We start from the raw sequence: 15863 nt of genomic DNA, 5'->3' as shown, positions 1-15863 counted from the left end.
TTGACGTCGTACGGTCCTCACGACTGTGCCCCCCTCGCCAGCTGGTCGGCGGCCGGCGTCGGACCGCCGCCGGTGTACGTCACCCGCCACAGGGCCGACCTGGCGTCCGAGGTGAAGAAGCCGCGGCCGTAGTCGAGCACGTACAGCGCGCCGTCCGGACCGAACTTCCAGTCCATCAGGTTCCTGATGCCGTCGGTGCCCACCGGAACGATCTTCTTCAGCGACTCCGAGTGCACCGGCAGTCCGCCGTCGCCCTGGGTCCTCGGATCCATCAGCACGGCGTTGCGCGGCTGGTCGGCGTCGTAGAAGTCGCCGACGAACCACTTGCCGTCCCAGTACACGGGCCAGGCGACGTCGCTGGTGGGTGAGACGTCGGCGTGCCGGTAGACCGGCCCGTTCATCGCGGCCTGCCCGCCGCCCTTCAGCCACGGCAGCCGGTAGGTGGCCTCCTCCTGCCGGTACGACGGGATCCCGTTCGCGTCGCGCGGGAAGTCCGGGCCGCCGCCCTGCGGGGCGTACCAGATGTTGTTGCCGGTGACCGGCGGAAGGTTGACCAGGCCGTCGTTGTTCGGGGACTCGTTCTTCGGGTGGTCGCAGTCGTACCAGCCGAGCGGCTGCGAGGGATCCGGCAGGTTCCGGTCCCGGTACGGCTGCTTGTTGCCCATGCAGTACGGCCAGCCCCGGTTGCCCGCCTCGGTGATGACCGCGAACGTGTCGTACTTGGCGGGGCCCCACACCGGGGACGGCGACGAGGCGTCCGGGCCGACCCAGCCCGCGTACAGGATGTCGGTGGTCTTGTCGACGAAGATGCGCGCGGGGTTCCTGACCCCCATCACATAGATCTCACCGCGGGTCTTGCCGCCGCCCTCGTCGGTCTCCCGGCCCGTGAAGAGGTTCCCCTCGGGGATGGTGTACGTCCCGTCGGGCTCCGGGTGGATGCGCAGGATCTTGCCGTTGAGGTTGTTGGTGTTGCCGGCGGTGCGGCGCGCGTCGGCGAAGGACACGCCCTTGTAGTTCGGCTCCGGGTTGTTGCCGGAGTACCCGTCGCTGAAGCGGCTGGAGTTGTTGTCACCGGTCGCGATGTACAGGTTGCCCTTCGAGTCCCAGGCCATCCCGCCGCCCGAGTGGCAGCAACTGTGGATCTGCACCGGCCACTTGAGCAGCACCTTCTCACTGCTCAGGTCCAGTTTGTCCGTGGTCCGGTCGAGGGTGAAGCGGGAGACGCGCCGCTCGGCCATCCGGGTCTCGCGGTCGATCCGGGAGTGCGGGGTGTAGTGCAGATACACCCAGCCGTTCTCCTCGAACCGCGGGTCCAGCTCGATCCCGAGCAGGCCCTCCTCGACCTTGACCAGCTCGTCGCCGCCGCCCTTGTTGCCGAAGACGGTCAGCGCGCCGGCGAGGGTCACCTGCTTGGTCTTCGGGTCGTAGATGTGGATCTCGCCCTTGCCCTTGCCGATGTCCGGGTTGTTCCAGTCGGTGATCACCGGCTGGGAGGAGTCGGCGCCGCCGCGGCCGATGTAGAACACCCGTCCGTCGGGGGCGGTGACCAGGCCGTGCGGCTCGCCGATCTGGTCGTTCTGGCCGGGCTGGTTGGGCTTGGTGAGCCGCTCGGCCTGGTAGTTGCCGTTGATCGTCGCCTTGCAGTCGGCCTGCACGAGCCGCGTGGTCCACAGCAGGGCGCCGCGCAGATGGGCGCGGAAGTCGGTCTCGTCGTAGGAGGACACCGTGCCGCCCATGCCGGTGTAGAAGGAGCGGCCGCCGTCGTAGTCGCGGCACCAGCTGACGGGATGGTCCCAGCCGTTGGCGCTCGCTCCCGGCTGGTACGTCGACTCCCGTACACGGGCGACTGTATGCACGTCGCCGGACGGGTTCTTCACCCAGTTGAACCACCGGTCGGGGCGCTTCCACTGCACCGGCAGATCCTTGGTGGCCGGATGCCGGCGGTCACCGACCTCGACCGTCGCCCGCTGGACGGCGGTGGGGCTGGAGGCGGCCGGGCGGGCGCCGATCAGCCCGGTGAACCAGTCCGAGTACGGCTCCGCGCGGGCCGCGTCATGGAGGCCGACGAAACCGCCGCCCGCCTCCATGTAGGCCTCCAGGCCCGCCTCCTGCTCCGGGTCGAGGACGTCGCCGCCCCCGGTGAGGAACACGATGGCGTTGAACCGCCCCAGCCTGGCCTCGTCGGTGAAGACCGAGGCGTCGTCCGTGGCCTCGACCTTGAAGCGCTGGTTCACCGGACCGGAGAGACCGATCCGCTCGATGGCCTCGATCCCGGCGTTCACGACCGGGGACTCGCCCCCGGAGGCCGCCGAGCCGTAGAAGATCAGCACCCGTACGTTCGCGCCGCCCGGCGGCGACTTGACGGACATCGTTGTCAGTGACGGGTCCGGCGCCGGGCGCGCGCTCGCGGCGGAGCCGGAGAGCAGGCCGGCGGTGAGGAAACCGGCGGTCAGGGCGGCCGTCGCAGCCCGTCTGCCGGTGCTCAATCGTCGTCGTTCCCTGGATCTTTGGTGCGATGTGGACCGCATGTGGCCATTCACCCCTCGTCGGTCACAGCAACAGCGCCAAGGAAGCTAGACCTCTTTGCGCGGTTCGCCAATAGGTATGACCGGGATGGGGCGAACTTTGTCCTGGGTGTGGATAAACGCGGTGTGCCCCGCTACCGTCTCGAATTCCGTACCGGAGTGGGGAGTTCGGCATGGACAGACGTGGGTTCAACCGGCGGGTCCTCCTGGGCGGCGCGGCCGCCGCGACGTCGTTGTCCCTGGCGGCGGTGCCCGAGGCCACCGGCGCCGGGGAGACGGTGAGGACGGCGCCGGCCGGCGGCGAGGTGCGACGGATCCGGCTCTACGCCGAGAAGCTCGCCGACGGGCAGATGGGCTACGGCTTCGAGAAGGGCAAGGCGACGATCCCGGGGCCGCTGATCGAGCTGAACGAGGGCGACACCCTGCACATCGAGTTCGAGAACACCATGGACGTGCCGGTGAGCCTGCACGTCCACGGCCTGGACTACGAGATCTCCAGCGACGGCACCAAGCAGAACAAGAGCGACGTCGAACCCGGCGGCACCCGCGTCTACACCTGGCGCACCCATGTCCCCGGCCGTCGCAAGGACGGCACCTGGCGGGCGGGCAGCGCGGGTTACTGGCACTACCACGACCATGTCGTCGGCACCGAGCACGGCACCGGCGGCATCCGCAAGGGCCTGTACGGGCCGGTGATCGTCCGCCGCAAGGGCGACATCCTGCCGGACCGGACGCACACCGTCGTCTTCAACGACATGACCATCAACAACCGGCCCCCGCACACCGGCCCGAACTTCGAGGCGACGGTGGGCGACCGGGTCGAGTTCGTGATGATCACGCACGGCGAGTACTACCACACCTTCCATCTGCACGGACATCGCTGGGCCGACAATCGCACCGGCATGCTGACCGGCCCCGACGACCCCAGCCCGGTCATCGACAACAAGATCGTCGGCCCGGCGGACTCCTTCGGCTTCCAGGTGATCGCGGGGGAGGGGGTGGGGGCCGGAGCATGGATGTACCACTGCCATGTGCAGAGCCATTCCGACATGGGGATGGTGGGGCTGTTCCTGGTGAAGAAGGCCGACGGCACGATTCCGGGCTACGAGCCCCACGAACCGCACGCACAGCGCGGCTCCACCGAGCCGGACACCGCGCACGAGCACTGAGCCGCGTCTCGGCGGGCCTGCTCGGCATGAGCCTTTCTCGTCGTCATGCCCTGCCCATCACTCGTGGTTATCCTGATCGGCAACCGCCGAGGAGGAGTCCCGAAGTGACCGAGGCAGCGTCGCGTCCCACGCTGGAGGCCGTGGCCGCGCGGGCGGGCGTGTCACGGGCCACCGTCTCCCGGGTGGTCAACGGCGGGGAGGGAGTACGCGAACCCCTCGTGGAACGGGTCCGGCGAGCGGTGGAGGAACTCGGGTACGTCCCCAACCAGGCGGCCCGCAGCCTGGTGACGAAGCGGCACGACGCGGTCGCCGTCGTGATCGCCGAACCGGAGACCCGGGTTTTCGCCGACCCCTTCTTCGCGCTGCAACTGCGCGGCATCAGCAAGGAGCTGACCGCCCACGACAACCAGCTGGTGCTGCTGCTGACCGAAGGCCGGGACGACCACGCCCGCGTCGGCCGCTATCTGGCGGGCGGCCATGTCGACGGCGCGCTGGTGTTCTCCCTGCACCTCGACGACCCGCTGCCCGGCCTCATCCAGCGCGCCGGAGTGCCGACGGTGTTCGGCGGGCGGCCCGGCTGGAGCGACGCGACCCGGCAGGCCGTGTACGTCGACAGCGACAACCGGGGCGGTGCCCGGGAGGCCGTCCGGCATCTCGTCGGTCTCGGCCGCACCCGGATCGCGCACATCACCGGGCCCCTCGACCAGACCTCGGCGGCGGACCGGCTCGACGGCTTCCGCGACGTGGTGGGCGATGCCGACCCCCGGCTGATCGTGGAGAGCGACTTCACGCCGTCCGGCGGGGAGCGGGCCATGCGGGAACTCCTCGACCAGGTCCCCGATCTGGATGCCGTGTTCGCCGCGAACGACCTGACCGCCGCGGGTGCGCTGCGCGTCCTGCGGGAGCGCGGCCGGCGGGTGCCCGAGGACGTCGCCGTGATCGGCTTCGACGACATGCTGCCGCTGGCCGAACAGACCGACCCGCCGTTGACGACGGTCCGTCAGGACATCGAGGAAATGGGCCGGTTGATGGCCCGGCTGCTGCTGCGTCGGCTCGACCGCCGCACTTCGGTCGACGTGGCGGGACCGGACGACTCGACGGGCGTGGTGCTGCCGACGGCGCTGATACGGCGGGCGTCGGCGTAGCCCCACCCTGGCCCCGCCGGCGCGACGGGCGCCGGCACAGTCCCACTGTGACGACGGGCGCCGGCGTGACCCCGGCTCACTCCTGCTGCGGCACGCTCTTGATCACCGCGAAGCGGGCGCCGTACGGGTCCGCCAGCTTGGCGATGCGGCCGACGTCCGGCATGTCGGTGGCGGGCATCCGGACCGTGCCGCCCAGCCGCTCGGCCTCGGCCACGGTGGCGTCCGTGTCCTCGACCTCGAAGTACGGCAGCCAGTAGGGGCCCGCCTCGGCCTCCGTCGGGTCGTCGGACAGCGGCACGATGCCGCCGAACATGGAATCCTCGCCGCCGCCCGCGGGGTTGAGGGTGGTGTAGACCCCGCCGGGGAAGGGGACGCCGAAGGTCTCCAGGCCCAGCACCGAGTGGTAGAACGCGGCGGCGGCCGGGAGATCCGGGGTGTACAGCTCCACCCAGCACAGCGAGCCGGGCTCGCCCACCACCTCGATCCCCTCCCTCCGGCTCGGCTGCCAGATGCCGAACGGCACGCCCGCCTTGTCGGCGAGGATCGCCATGTGGCCCTGGCCCATCACGTCCATCGGCCGCAACAGCACACCGCCGTGCGCCTGCTCGGCCGCCGTGGTGGTGGCCTCCGCGTCCGGGCTCTGGAAGTACACCGTCCAGGACGGCGGGCCCTGCTCCGGGGTGGTCTGCATCCCGCCGGCCGCCGTCCGGCCGTCGAGCTGGAAGAAGCCATAGCCACCGGCCTCGGGCCCCGCCGACTGGAAGCGCCAGCCGAAGAGGCCGCCGTAGAAGGAGATGGCGCCGTCGATGTCGGGGGTGCCGACGTCGATCCAGTTCGGAGCGCCGTTGACGAACCGGGTGGTGAGCATCCTCGCCCTCCTCGGAAGAGGCCCGTTGCCTGCTCTGCCGAGTCTCGCACCGCCCACTGACAATCGCCGCCGGAGTCGCCGGGCATCGATTACGCTCAGTGACGGCTGTGGCCCTCACTGTTTCCGTCATCTCCGCGCGCCGCCGTGCGCCGGGTGCCCGCGCGGGGCATCATCGGGGCGGCCGGAGGCCCTGAACGCCGCGTTGATCCCGCGTTGATCGAACGTTTTTCGCCGTCCGGCAGGCTCTCGGACATGCACTTCGAAACGATCACCCCGGCCTCCTCCGCCTGGCAGTCGCAGGCCCTGTGCGCGCAGACCGGGGCGGACTTCTTCTTTCCCGAGCCCGGCAGCTCGGTGCGTGAGGCGAAGCGCATCTGCGGCATGTGCGAGATGCGGGCCGCCTGCCTCGAGTACGCCCTCGCCCACGACGAACGCTTCGGCGTCTGGGGCGGACTGTCCGAGAAGGAACGCCTTCAGCTGCGCCGCACCTCGCACTGATCCCGCTGCCGCCGCTCCGAGGCGGGCGGGGCTCAGCCGCCCGCGCGGGCCGCCATCCGGGCCTTGCGGGCCGCCAGCTTCTCGTCGAACTTCGTGGCCTCCGCGTCCAGGCCGTTCATGAACAGGCCCAGTTCCTCCTGTGCCTGTCGACCCTCCGGGCCGAGCCCGTCGATCTCCATGACCTTCAGGAAGCGGAGCACGGGCTGGAGGACGTCGTCGTGGTGGATCCGCAGGTTGTAGACCTCGCCGATGGCCATCTGCGCGGCGGCCCGCTCGAAGCCGGGGATGCCGTGGCCGGGCATGCGGAAGTTCACGACCACGTCCCGCACCGCCTGCATCGTCAGGTCGGGGGCGAGCTCGAAGGCCGCCTTGAGCAGGTTCCGGTAGAAGACCATGTGCAGGTTCTCGTCGGTCGCGATGCGCGCCAGCATCCGGTCGCAGACCGGGTCGCCGGACTGGAAGCCGGTGTTGCGGTGCGAGATGCGGGTGGCGAGCTCCTGGAAGGCCACGTAGGCGACGGAGTGCAGCATCGAGTGCCGGTTGTCCGACTCGAAGCCCTCGCTCATGTGGGCCATGCGGAACTGCTCCAGCTTGTCCGGGTCCACCGCGCGCGAGGTGAGCAGGTAGTCGCGCATGACAATGCCGTGCCGGCCCTCCTCCGCGGTCCAGCGGTGCACCCAGGTGCCCCAGGCGCCGTCGCGGCCGAAGAGGCTGGCGATCTCGTGGTGGTAGCTGGGGAGGTTGTCCTCGGTCAGGAGGTTCACCACGAGTGCGATGCGGCCGATCTCGGTGACCTTGGACTGCTCCTTGTCCCAGGCCTCCCCGTCCTCGAAGAAGCCGGGGAAGTTGCGGCCGTCGGTCCACGGCACGTACTCGTGCGGCATCCAGTCCTTGGCGACCTTGAGATGCCGGTTCAGCTCCTTCTCGACCACTTCCTCCAGGGCGTACAGCAGCCGGGCGTCGGTCCACACGGAAGGGCTGCCGAGGTGGGGAGAGGTGATCGTCACAGGTACTCCAGGGGGACTGACTTCGACGTACGAGGGGAACGGCGAGCGGCGCCTGAACCTACGGGATCGTAGGCTACGAATCCGTAGGTTACGAATCCGTAGGTTAAGAGCGCCGTAAAGACCGCTGCTCAGGCCCTCTTCCGGAGGACGTTCCGATATGCAGAAAAGCCCCGGGACTCGCAGGTCCCGGGGCTGAGCCGGCCCGTCGGTCGCCCGATCAGGTGTACAGCTCCCGCAGCCGCACCGAGAGACATGTCACACAGCCCTCGAGCTTCTCGAACTCGCCGATGTCCACCACCACCGGCTCGTAGCCGAGGTCCGTGAACAGCTCCGCGGTCTTCGGCGCGCTGGCCGCCATCAGCAGCTTGTGGCCGCCGAGCAGCACCACATGGGACCCGGACTCCTCCGGCACGTGCAGAAAGCGCCCGAACAGCGACGGCGTGTCCATCAGCGGGATGTGCCCGATGACCGTCCCGTCGGGCAGCGCCGTGACCGCCGACTTCAGGTGCAGCACCTTGCTCACCGGCACGGACACCACGCGCGCGCCCAGCGGTTCGAAGGCGGCCCGCAGCTGCTGGACGCCGGCCGCGTTGGTGCGCCCGCCGCGGCCGACGTAGATCGTGTCGCCGATCTTCAGCACGTCGCCGCCGTCCAGGGTGCCCGGCTCCCAGATCCAGTTGACCGAGCAGCCGAGGCTCGCCACGGTCTCCTCGACCGCGATCGTCTCCGCGCGGCGGGACTGGGCGCCGGGGCGGGTGATCAGGGCGACGTTCTTGTACATGACCACGGTGTCCTCGACGAACACCGAGTCGGGGCAGTCGTCGGCCGGGTCGACCTCGACGGTCTCCCAGCCGTGGGTGCGCAGCGCCTCCGTGTAGGCCTCCCACTGCTTCACCGCGCGGTCGAGGTCGACCTCCGTACGTGCGACGTGCGTGACGAGGCCTTCGGCCAGGCGGGGGCTGGGGCGGCGGATGAGGGCCTTCTTGCTGGGCACGAGGGTCTCCGTATCGGATGGGTGTTTCCGGGCGTGGCCGAAACCGTCGGGGTGTCGGCGCACATCATGCAAGCCCATTGTCGGAGAGGACAGCTCAGGGCGCCGCGGACGGGGTCCCGACCGCCGCCTCACCCCGAGACCTCCGCTTCTTCTCCGGCCACCTCCCGCACCACCGTCACAAACCGGCCCCCGGTCCGCCCGCTCGCCGCACGCCCACCACCCGCCGCAGATGCTCCGCGGTGAACGCCCCCTCCGACGATGGTGAGGAACGCGCGCATGCCCCCGAAGCTAGGCGGGATACCCGACAGCTTCCGGCGTGGTTTCCGTGAGTTCTCCGTCCAGCATCAGCCAGCGCGTGATGCCGATGGACTCCAGGAACGGCAGGTCGTGGCTGGCCACGATCAGCGCTCCCTCGTACGACTCCAGGGCCGTGGTGAGCTGCCGTACGCTCGCCATGTCCAGGTTGTTCGTCGGCTCGTCCAGCATCAGCAGCTGCGGCGCGGGCTCGGCCAGCATCAGCGCGGCCAGTGCCGCCCGGAAGCGCTCGCCGCCGGACAGGGTCGCCGCCTTCTGGTCGGCCCGGGCGCCCCGGAACAGGAAGCGGGCCAGCCGCGCCCGGATCCGGTTGTTGGTGGCGCCCGGCGCGAACCGGGCCACGTTCTCGGCGACGGTCAGCTCGCCGTCGAGGACGTCGAGGCGCTGCGGCAGGAACCGCAGCGGGACATGCGCCGTCGCCTCTCCGGACACCGGTGCCAGCTCCCCGGCGATGGTGCGCAGCAGGGTCGTCTTGCCCGCCCCGTTGCGGCCGATCAGCGCGATCCGCTCCGGACCGTGCAGATCGAAACCGCCCGCCACGCGCGCGCCGTACGCCAGTTCCAGCTCCCGCAGGGTGAGCACGCTCCGGCCCGGCGGTACGGCGGTGTACGGCAGGTCGACGCGGATCTCGTCGTCGTCCCGTACGGCCTCCACCGCCTCGTCGAGCCGCTCCCTGGCCTCGGCGAGCTTCTCCTCGTGCATGATCCGGTGCTTGCCCGCGGACTCCTGTGCCGCCCGCTTGCGCGCCCCCATGACGATCTTCGGCTCGCGCTTGCTGTCCCACATCTTCTGGCCGTACCGCTTGCGGCGGGCCAGCTTCATGTGGGCGTCGGTCAACTCCCGCTTCTGCTTGCGGAAGTCGGCCTCGGCGACCCGCACCATGCGCTCGGCCGCCTCCTGTTCGACGGCGAGCGCCTCCTCGTACGCCGAGTAGCTCCCGCCGTACCAGGTGATCTCCCCGGAGCGCAGATCGGCGATCTGGTCGACGCGTTCGAGGAGTTCGCGGTCGTGGCTGACCACGACCATGACTCCGGGCCAGGACTCGACGGCCGCGTACAGCCGCCGGCGGGCGTACAGGTCGAGGTTGTTCGTCGGCTCGTCCAGCAGCAGCACGTCCGGGCGGCGCAGCAGCAGCGCGGCCAGCCGCAGCAGCACCGACTCGCCGCCGGACACCTCGCCGGTGGTGCGGTCCAGATCGATGTGGCCGAGGCCGAGTTCGCCGAGCGTGGCCAGGGCGCGCTCCTCGACGTCCCAGTCGTCGCCGACCGTCTCGAAGTGCCTCTCGGACACGTCGCCGGCCTCGATGGCGTGCAGGGCGGCCCGCCGGTCGGCGATGCCCAGCGCCTCGTCGACCCGCAGGGCGGTGTCGAGCGTGACGTTCTGCGGGAGATAGCCGACCTCGCCCGTGATCCGCACGGTGCCGTCGGCCGGGGTGAGTTCTCCGGCGAGCAGCTTCAACAGCGTTGATTTTCCTGATCCGTTGACGCCGACGAGCCCGGTGCGGCCGGGGCCGAAGGACGCGTCGAGGCCCTCGAAGACGGAGGTGCCGTCGGACCAGGTGAAGGAAAGGGAGGTACAGGTGATCGAAGTATGCATACGGGCCTCGCGGTTGCATGATGCGGTCAGGGGCAACGCGTATCGAGACACCGGGGCGCGACCGGGGAGGGGCCCGCGAAGGCAGGGGAGGAAAGAGAAAAGCCCTGTTCCGCAAGGACGGCTCACATGCCGAGGTCGCACACAGCGCATACACGTGTGGTGTATGACGTGGTGTCTCAGGACCTCAGAGGAGCAACGTCCTTCTCCAATCGGCGGCAACAGGAACGCTGTAAACCGTACGAGGGGCCGTGAAGGGTGTCAACGGGATTTCCCGCGAGCCCGCACGACCGTGTCGGATTCCTGCCAGACCACCGTTCGCACCGGCTGGTTGAGTGAGCCGTATGACCCACGACACCACCCTGCGCGACCGCGCCCTCGCCTTTCGCTCCCTGCATGTCCCGGGCCGGCCGCTGGTCCTGCCGAACGCCTGGGACCCCGTCAGCGCCCGGCTCGTCGAGGAGGCCGGTGCCGCCGCCGTGGCGACCACCAGCGCCGGGCTCGCCTGGGAGCTGGGCGCGCCCGACGGAGACCGGCTGGAGCGCGACGAGGCCCTCGGCGCCGTCGCGGCCATCGCGGGGGCGGTCGACGTGCCGGTGAGCGCCGACATCGAGAGCGGCTACGCGCCGGACGTGGCCGGCGTCGCCGAAACCGTCCGCGCGGTGCTCGCCGCGGGCGCCGTCGGCGTCAACATCGAGGACGCGCTGTACGAGCCGGGCCAGGGTCCGCTGCGGCCGGTGGCCGAGCAGGCCGAGCGGATCGCCGCCGCCCGCGCGGCGGCCGACGCGGCGGGAGTGCCGCTGTTCGTCAACGCGCGCGTGGACACCTTCCTGCGGGGCGCCGGGGGAGTGGACGCCACCCTGGAGCGGGCCGCCGCCTTCCTCGGCACGGGCGCCGACGGGATCTTCGTCCCCGGGGCCGTCGACCCGGGGACGGTGAAACTGCTCGCCGACGGTGTCCACGGGCCGCTGAACGTGATGGCCGGTCCCGGCGCGCCGCCGGTCGCCGAGCTGGCCGCGCTCGGTGTCGCACGGGTGAGCGTGGGAGCCGGCCTCGCCCAGGCCGCGCACGCCCTGGTCCGCCGCGCCGCGCGGGAGCTGCTGGACGCGGGGACGTACGACGCGCTGGCGGGTGGCCTCGACTACGGGGAGCTGAACGCGCTGCTCGGGGGTCGGCCCCGGCAGGCGTCGCTCGGGGGTCGGCCCTAGCAGGCGTCCCGCATCAGCACCGCCAGATCGTGGTCCAGGTCCAGATACGCGTGCTCCAGGCCCTCCGGCACCAGGCGGCGCGTCGCCTCCAGGAAGCGGCGCACGTCGGCCGAGCGGACGTGCACGACGGCGGTGCCCTCGGGGGCGTGGAACTCCAGGACGGTGCGGTCGTAGCCGTACGGCCGCACCCGGACGTCGCCGTAGCCCTCGGGGCCCTCCTGGCCCGCCGCGAGGAGCTCGCGGGAGAAGGTCCAGCAGACCTCCACGCCCTCCAGGGTGGCCTGGGCGGGGAAGGTCATCCGGATGGCGAACGGATCGCGTCGGTCGTAGTACAGCGTGGCCGGGATGCTCGGCATCCGCGGCGCGGCGGCGACGAGGCGAGCCTCGACGGGCTGCTCGATGACAGTGGACAACGCCTTGCTCCCTTGTGACGGCCGGACGGACTTCCGGGGATGAGGCCGGGCACAGGGAGAGACGTCGGAATCGGCGCGTCCGTGCACCCCCGTGCCGAGTGACCTCCGTCACCGTGTTCCATCCCGGCGGTGATTCAGTCCTACGGATGTGCCGGTGGGGACTGATGTGCCGTTTTTGCCCTCGTCGCGCCACTGGACGGGGCAGTGCTCGCGCGCGTGGAACCCGAGATCCCCGCCCGGCGCCACCGCGCGGAGGCCCTCTGGACGGCGCCCGGCAGGTCCGCTAGCTTCGCCCGCCATGAGGCGCTGGGGGAGCACGCGACGCAGGCCACGGACGGCACGCATGGGATGTACGGGACGTACGCCACGGGCTGGGCGGGTCCCGGCGGTGATCGGCGCCGTAGCGGCGCTGGCCGCGCTGACGGCTGTCCCCGCGCGGGCGCACGACACGCCGCCCGTTATCCCGAACTGGGCCCTGAAGGACACCGGCACCACCGACGTGCGCTTCCGCGGCCTGGCCGCCGTCGGCCGCGACGTCGCCTGGGTGTCCGGGACCGGAGGAACGGTCCTGCGCACCACCGACGGCGGAGCGAGCTGGCGGAACGTCTCGCCGCCCGGCACCTCGGACCTCCAGTTCCGGGACATCCAGGCCTTCGACGCGCGGCGCGCCGTGGTGCTGGCCATCGGCGAGGGCGAGGCTTCCCGCGTGTACCGGACCGACGACGGCGGAGCGACCTGGACGGAGTCCTTCCGCAACACCGACCCGCGCGCCTTCTACGACTGCATGACCTTCTTCGACCGCCGCCACGGCCTGGCGATGAGCGACCCGGTGAACGGCAGGTTCCGCATGCTGTCCACCGGCGACGGCGGCCGGTCCTGGAAGGTGCTGCCCGACGCGGGCATGCCGCCCGCCCTGGACGGCGAGGCCGGGTTCGCGGCGAGCGGGCAGTGCCTGGTGGCGTCCGGGCCCCGGGACGTGTGGCTGGCCACCGGCGGGGCCGCACGCGCGCGCGTACTGCACTCCGCGGACCGCGGGTTGACCTGGACGGCCGCCGACACCCCGCTGCCGGCCGGCGACCCGGCCCGCGGCGTCTTCGCGCTCGCCTTCCGCGACCGTGCCCACGGCCTCGCCGTCGGCGGCGACTACCGCCCCGACCAGACCGCGCCCCGCGCGGCGGCGCACACCCCCGACGGCGGCCGCACCTGGCGCCCCGCCGCCACCGCCCCGCCCGCCTACCGCTCCGGCGTCGCCTGGCTCCCGCACCACCGCTCCGCCGCCCTCGCCGTCGGCCCCACCGGCACCGACCTCACCACCGACGGCGGCCGCACCTGGCGCACGGTGGACACCGGCTCGTACGACACCGTGGACTGCGCACCCGACCGCGGCTGCTGGGCCGCCGGGGAGAAGGGACGGGTGGCACGCCTGGAGCACTGAGCGCGCGGGACACCTCGTTTGTTGGCAATGTGGGTACCCGTTCACTCATCGTGAAAGGAAGTGAGCGGACATGCCTCGCGGTTCGAGCTCCAAACGGGAGCGCCAGTACGAGCACATCAAGAAGAGCGCCGAGGAGCGCGGCGAGAGCACCGGCCGGGCCAAGGAGATCGCGGCCCGCACGGTGAACAAGGAACGCGCCCGCTCCGGCGAGTCCAAGACCGCCAGCCGCACCTCCACGCAGGACATGTCGTCCGGCAAGCGGGGCGGCCAGCGTTCCGGCAGGGGCTCCCAGGGCCCCACCTACGACCAGCTGTACGAGGAGGCCAAGAAGCGCAACATCCATGGCCGTTCCGACATGAACAAGGCCCAGTTGCAGCGCGCGCTCGGCAAGTGAGCGTACCGCCGGCCCGCGCGGGCGGCCGGCCCCGTACGCTCGTCCCCACCATGACGACCGTAACCATCCCCGCGGGCTGGCCCGCGACCGAGGAAGAGGCCCGCGCCGTCCAGGACGAGCTGCGGGCGCGCGTGGTGCTGGACGAGCCGGGGCCGCCGCCCGGCACCGGACACGTCACGGGGGTCGACGTCGCCTACGACGACGACCGGGACGTCGTCGCGGCGGCGGCCGTCGTCCTGGACGGGGCGACCCTGGACGTGGTCGCCGAGGCCACGGCCGTCGGCCGGATCTCCTTCCCGTACGTGCCGGGCCTGCTCGCCTTCCGGGAGATCCCGACCGTGCTGGCCGCCCTCGACGCCCTGCCGTGTCCGCCCGGCCTGGTGGTCTGCGACGGCTACGGCCTCGCCCACCCACGCCGTTTCGGTCTCGCCAGCCACCTCGGCGTGCTCACCGGCCTGCCCACGATCGGCGTCGCCAAGAACCCCTTCACCTTCGCCTACGACGAACCGGCCGCCCCGCGCGGAGCCTCGGCACCCCTCCGCGCGGGCGCCGAGGAGGTCGGCCGCGCCCTGCGCACCCGCGAGAACGTCAAGCCGGTCTTCGTCTCCGTGGGCCACCGCGTGAGCCTCGCCAACGCCTGTGCGCACACCCTGGCCCTCACCCCCGAGTACCGGCTCCCCGAGACCACCCGCAGGGCCGACGCACTGTGCCGCCGGGCCCTGCGGGAGGCGATGGAGGCCGCCTGAGAACGGTCGCCCGCGCGGGGCGCCGGGATACTCGACGGCCCGCGTGAGTACGTCGTCTGAGTACGCGTACGGATGTGCGCGTACCGCCCCGGTCGGCAGGCTGGCCGCATGACCTCGCACCGTGCCCCGAAGCCCCTCACCGACCCCCACCGCCCCGTCGAGCGCGCCGTGACGGCCGCTCTGGTCCTCGCCACGCTCGCGGGGCTCGCCTGGATCGTCGGGATGATCTACACGGTCGTGGAGTGGCCGCTGTAGGGGCGGACTCGAAGAAGATGCGACGTCACCGGCGCGCCGCCACCCGGAAGGTGATCCCCGCCGTGCGCAGCCGCTCGGTCAGCGCGTCGCCCATCGCCACCGCTGTGGTCACCTGCCCGGCGGTCTGCGGCAGGTCGTCGAGGGCGAGGGCGAGCGCCGCCTCGGCGAAGATCTTCGCCGTCTCGTCGTAGCCCGGATCGCCGCCCGCGACCTCGGTGTACACCCGGCGCCCGCCGCCCTCGCCGACGAACCGCAGCGAGAACCAGCTGCGCGCCCGCCGCTCGGCGCTCGGCCCCTCGCCCGGCTTCAGCCGGTCGGACAACCAGCGCCGCGCGGGCGGCAGCTGGGCCGCCGCGGCGAGCGCGCCGACGGCCGCCACCCCGCCCACCGCGACCGGCAGCCGCCGCACGGCGGCGTAGTGGCGGTAGCGGAAGTCGGGGCCGTAGCGCTCCAGGGCCTTCGCCGAACGCCGCACGATCTGCGGATCGATGGTCGGCAGCGGCAGCGCCCAGGCGCCGACCTCGGGGGCGAACCGCGGAGCGCCCGTCGGGGTCGTCGCCCGGCGGCCCACCAGCCGGGGCTCGTGCCGGCGGCGGTCCCGCGCGGCGGCGGCCATCTGCCGGCCGCGGGCGAACTGGTTCAGCGCGGAGGCGAAGGTGCCGCCGGAGAAGGCCGCGTCCACGCTCACGAACCCGTCCACCGTCAGCGGCACGCCCTCCGGCAGCTGCCGGACGGTGAAGTACACGCCCAGATCGTGCGGCACCGAGTCGAAGCCGCAGGCGTGCACCAGCCGCGCGCCGGTCTCCCGCGCGCGTGCGTCGTGCCGGACGTACATCAGGTCCACGAACTCCGGCTCGCCGGTCAGGTCGAGATAGTCCGTGCCGGTGTCCGCGCAGGCCGCGACCAGCTCCTCGCCGTACGTCACGTAGGGGCCGACCGTGGTGGCCACCACGCGCGCCTGCTCCGCGAGCCGGCGCAGCGAGGCCGGATCGGCGACATCCGCCACCAGCACCCCGGTCTCCGCCCCGCCGGGCAGCCGTTCACGCAGCCGGTGCAGCTTCTCCTCGCCGCGCCCCGCGATCGCCCAGCGCAGCCCCTCGGGCGCGTGCGCGGCCAGGTACTCCGCGGTGAGCGTCCCGACGAAGCCGGTCGCCCCGAAGAGCACGATGTCGTACGGACGATCCGCCCTGTTCAGCCTGGTCATGACACCTCTCGCTCGCCGTCGAGCCCGCGCGGCCCGCGCCGCTGTCGGTGGCTGAGGCTAGCGTGAGGAGTGCGGAGCCCGACGACGAGCCCGG

15 protein-coding genes are annotated in these 15863 nt (G+C 71.8%); 8 read left to right on the top strand and 7 right to left on the bottom strand.

Annotation, left to right across the window (positions count from 1 at the left end):
* Positions 1 to 17: 17 nt before the first annotated feature.
* Positions 18 to 2528 carry a ThuA domain-containing protein gene (locus ACZ42A_RS05280; protein ID WP_468525764.1) on the bottom strand — a complete coding sequence of 837 codons (2511 nt, stop codon included), beginning with the start codon at positions 2526 to 2528 and terminating at the stop codon, positions 18 to 20.
* A 170-nt stretch (positions 2529 to 2698) separates the two neighbouring features.
* Here ACZ42A_RS05280 and ACZ42A_RS05275 point away from each other — a divergent pair, with 170 nt between their 5' ends.
* Both ACZ42A_RS05275 and ACZ42A_RS05270 read left to right on the top strand, forming a co-directional pair.
* On the top strand, positions 2699 to 3694 hold the full coding sequence (locus tag ACZ42A_RS05275; RefSeq protein WP_468525763.1) for a multicopper oxidase domain-containing protein: 996 nt from the start codon (positions 2699 to 2701) through the stop codon (positions 3692 to 3694).
* A 104-nt stretch (positions 3695 to 3798) separates the two neighbouring features.
* Entirely contained in the window at positions 3799 to 4839 is a 1041-nt protein-coding gene (locus ACZ42A_RS05270; RefSeq protein ID WP_468525762.1) for a LacI family DNA-binding transcriptional regulator, read from the top strand.
* 76 nt (positions 4840 to 4915) lie between these two features.
* Here ACZ42A_RS05270 and ACZ42A_RS05265 read toward each other — a convergent pair whose 3' ends face one another.
* Complete coding sequence (locus ACZ42A_RS05265; RefSeq protein WP_468525761.1) at positions 4916 to 5707, bottom strand: VOC family protein; 792 nt, start codon at positions 5705 to 5707, stop codon at positions 4916 to 4918.
* Positions 5708 to 5959: 252 nt separating this feature from the next.
* On the opposite strand from ACZ42A_RS05265, the gene ACZ42A_RS05260 reads away from it, so the two are divergent.
* Entirely contained in the window at positions 5960 to 6205 is a 246-nt protein-coding gene (locus tag ACZ42A_RS05260; RefSeq protein ID WP_468525760.1) for a WhiB family transcriptional regulator, read from the top strand.
* A 32-nt stretch (positions 6206 to 6237) separates the two neighbouring features.
* Here ACZ42A_RS05260 and ACZ42A_RS05255 read toward each other — a convergent pair whose 3' ends face one another.
* From ACZ42A_RS05255 to ACZ42A_RS05245, 3 genes are all read right to left on the bottom strand, one after another.
* Positions 6238 to 7212: an acyl-ACP desaturase gene (locus tag ACZ42A_RS05255; RefSeq protein ID WP_468525759.1), complete on the bottom strand. Its 975-nt coding sequence runs from the start codon at positions 7210 to 7212 to the stop codon at positions 6238 to 6240.
* A 217-nt stretch (positions 7213 to 7429) separates the two neighbouring features.
* On the bottom strand, positions 7430 to 8206 hold the full coding sequence (gene ddaH, locus ACZ42A_RS05250) for a dimethylargininase (protein WP_468525758.1): 777 nt from the start codon (positions 8204 to 8206) through the stop codon (positions 7430 to 7432).
* Positions 8207 to 8494: 288 nt separating this feature from the next.
* Positions 8495 to 10117, bottom strand: coding sequence for an ABC-F family ATP-binding cassette domain-containing protein (locus ACZ42A_RS05245; protein WP_468525757.1), 1623 nt, complete (start codon positions 10115 to 10117; stop codon positions 8495 to 8497).
* A 341-nt stretch (positions 10118 to 10458) separates the two neighbouring features.
* Here ACZ42A_RS05245 and ACZ42A_RS05240 point away from each other — a divergent pair, with 341 nt between their 5' ends.
* Complete coding sequence (locus tag ACZ42A_RS05240; RefSeq protein ID WP_468525756.1) at positions 10459 to 11322, top strand: isocitrate lyase/PEP mutase family protein; 864 nt, start codon at positions 10459 to 10461, stop codon at positions 11320 to 11322.
* On the opposite strand, the gene ssgD is transcribed toward ACZ42A_RS05240, so the two are convergent.
* The gene (gene ssgD, locus ACZ42A_RS05235) at positions 11319 to 11735 is read right to left on the bottom strand and encodes a spore wall synthesis regulator SsgD (protein ID WP_468525755.1); all 417 of its coding nucleotides are present in this window, start codon (positions 11733 to 11735) and stop codon (positions 11319 to 11321) included. The two genes, ACZ42A_RS05240 and ssgD, sit on opposite strands and share 4 nt — an antisense overlap.
* A gap of 343 nt (positions 11736 to 12078) precedes the next feature.
* Between ssgD and ACZ42A_RS05230 the strand changes: the two genes are divergently transcribed.
* The 4 genes from ACZ42A_RS05230 (at position 12079) to mmpA (ending at position 14565) form a co-directional block, all read left to right on the top strand.
* Positions 12079 to 13170, top strand: a complete 1092-nt coding sequence (locus ACZ42A_RS05230; RefSeq protein WP_468525754.1) for a WD40/YVTN/BNR-like repeat-containing protein — start codon at positions 12079 to 12081, stop codon at positions 13168 to 13170.
* 70 nt (positions 13171 to 13240) lie between these two features.
* Positions 13241 to 13564: a plasmid stabilization protein gene (locus tag ACZ42A_RS05225; protein WP_468525753.1), complete on the top strand. Its 324-nt coding sequence runs from the start codon at positions 13241 to 13243 to the stop codon at positions 13562 to 13564.
* A gap of 50 nt (positions 13565 to 13614) precedes the next feature.
* On the top strand, positions 13615 to 14310 hold the full coding sequence (locus ACZ42A_RS05220; protein ID WP_468525752.1) for an endonuclease V: 696 nt from the start codon (positions 13615 to 13617) through the stop codon (positions 14308 to 14310).
* Positions 14311 to 14418: 108 nt separating this feature from the next.
* Complete coding sequence (gene mmpA, locus ACZ42A_RS05215; RefSeq protein WP_468525751.1) at positions 14419 to 14565, top strand: morphogenic membrane protein MmpA; 147 nt, start codon at positions 14419 to 14421, stop codon at positions 14563 to 14565.
* 25 nt (positions 14566 to 14590) lie between these two features.
* On the opposite strand, the gene ACZ42A_RS05210 is transcribed toward mmpA, so the two are convergent.
* The gene (locus ACZ42A_RS05210) at positions 14591 to 15769 is read right to left on the bottom strand and encodes a saccharopine dehydrogenase family protein (protein WP_468525750.1); all 1179 of its coding nucleotides are present in this window, start codon (positions 15767 to 15769) and stop codon (positions 14591 to 14593) included.
* Positions 15770 to 15863 lie beyond the last annotated feature (94 nt).

This window comes from Streptomyces sp. NPDC030838 (assembly GCF_055572035.1).
The sequence above is the reverse complement of the archived record's forward strand: the minus strand, read 5'-3'. Positions and strand labels throughout refer to the sequence as shown.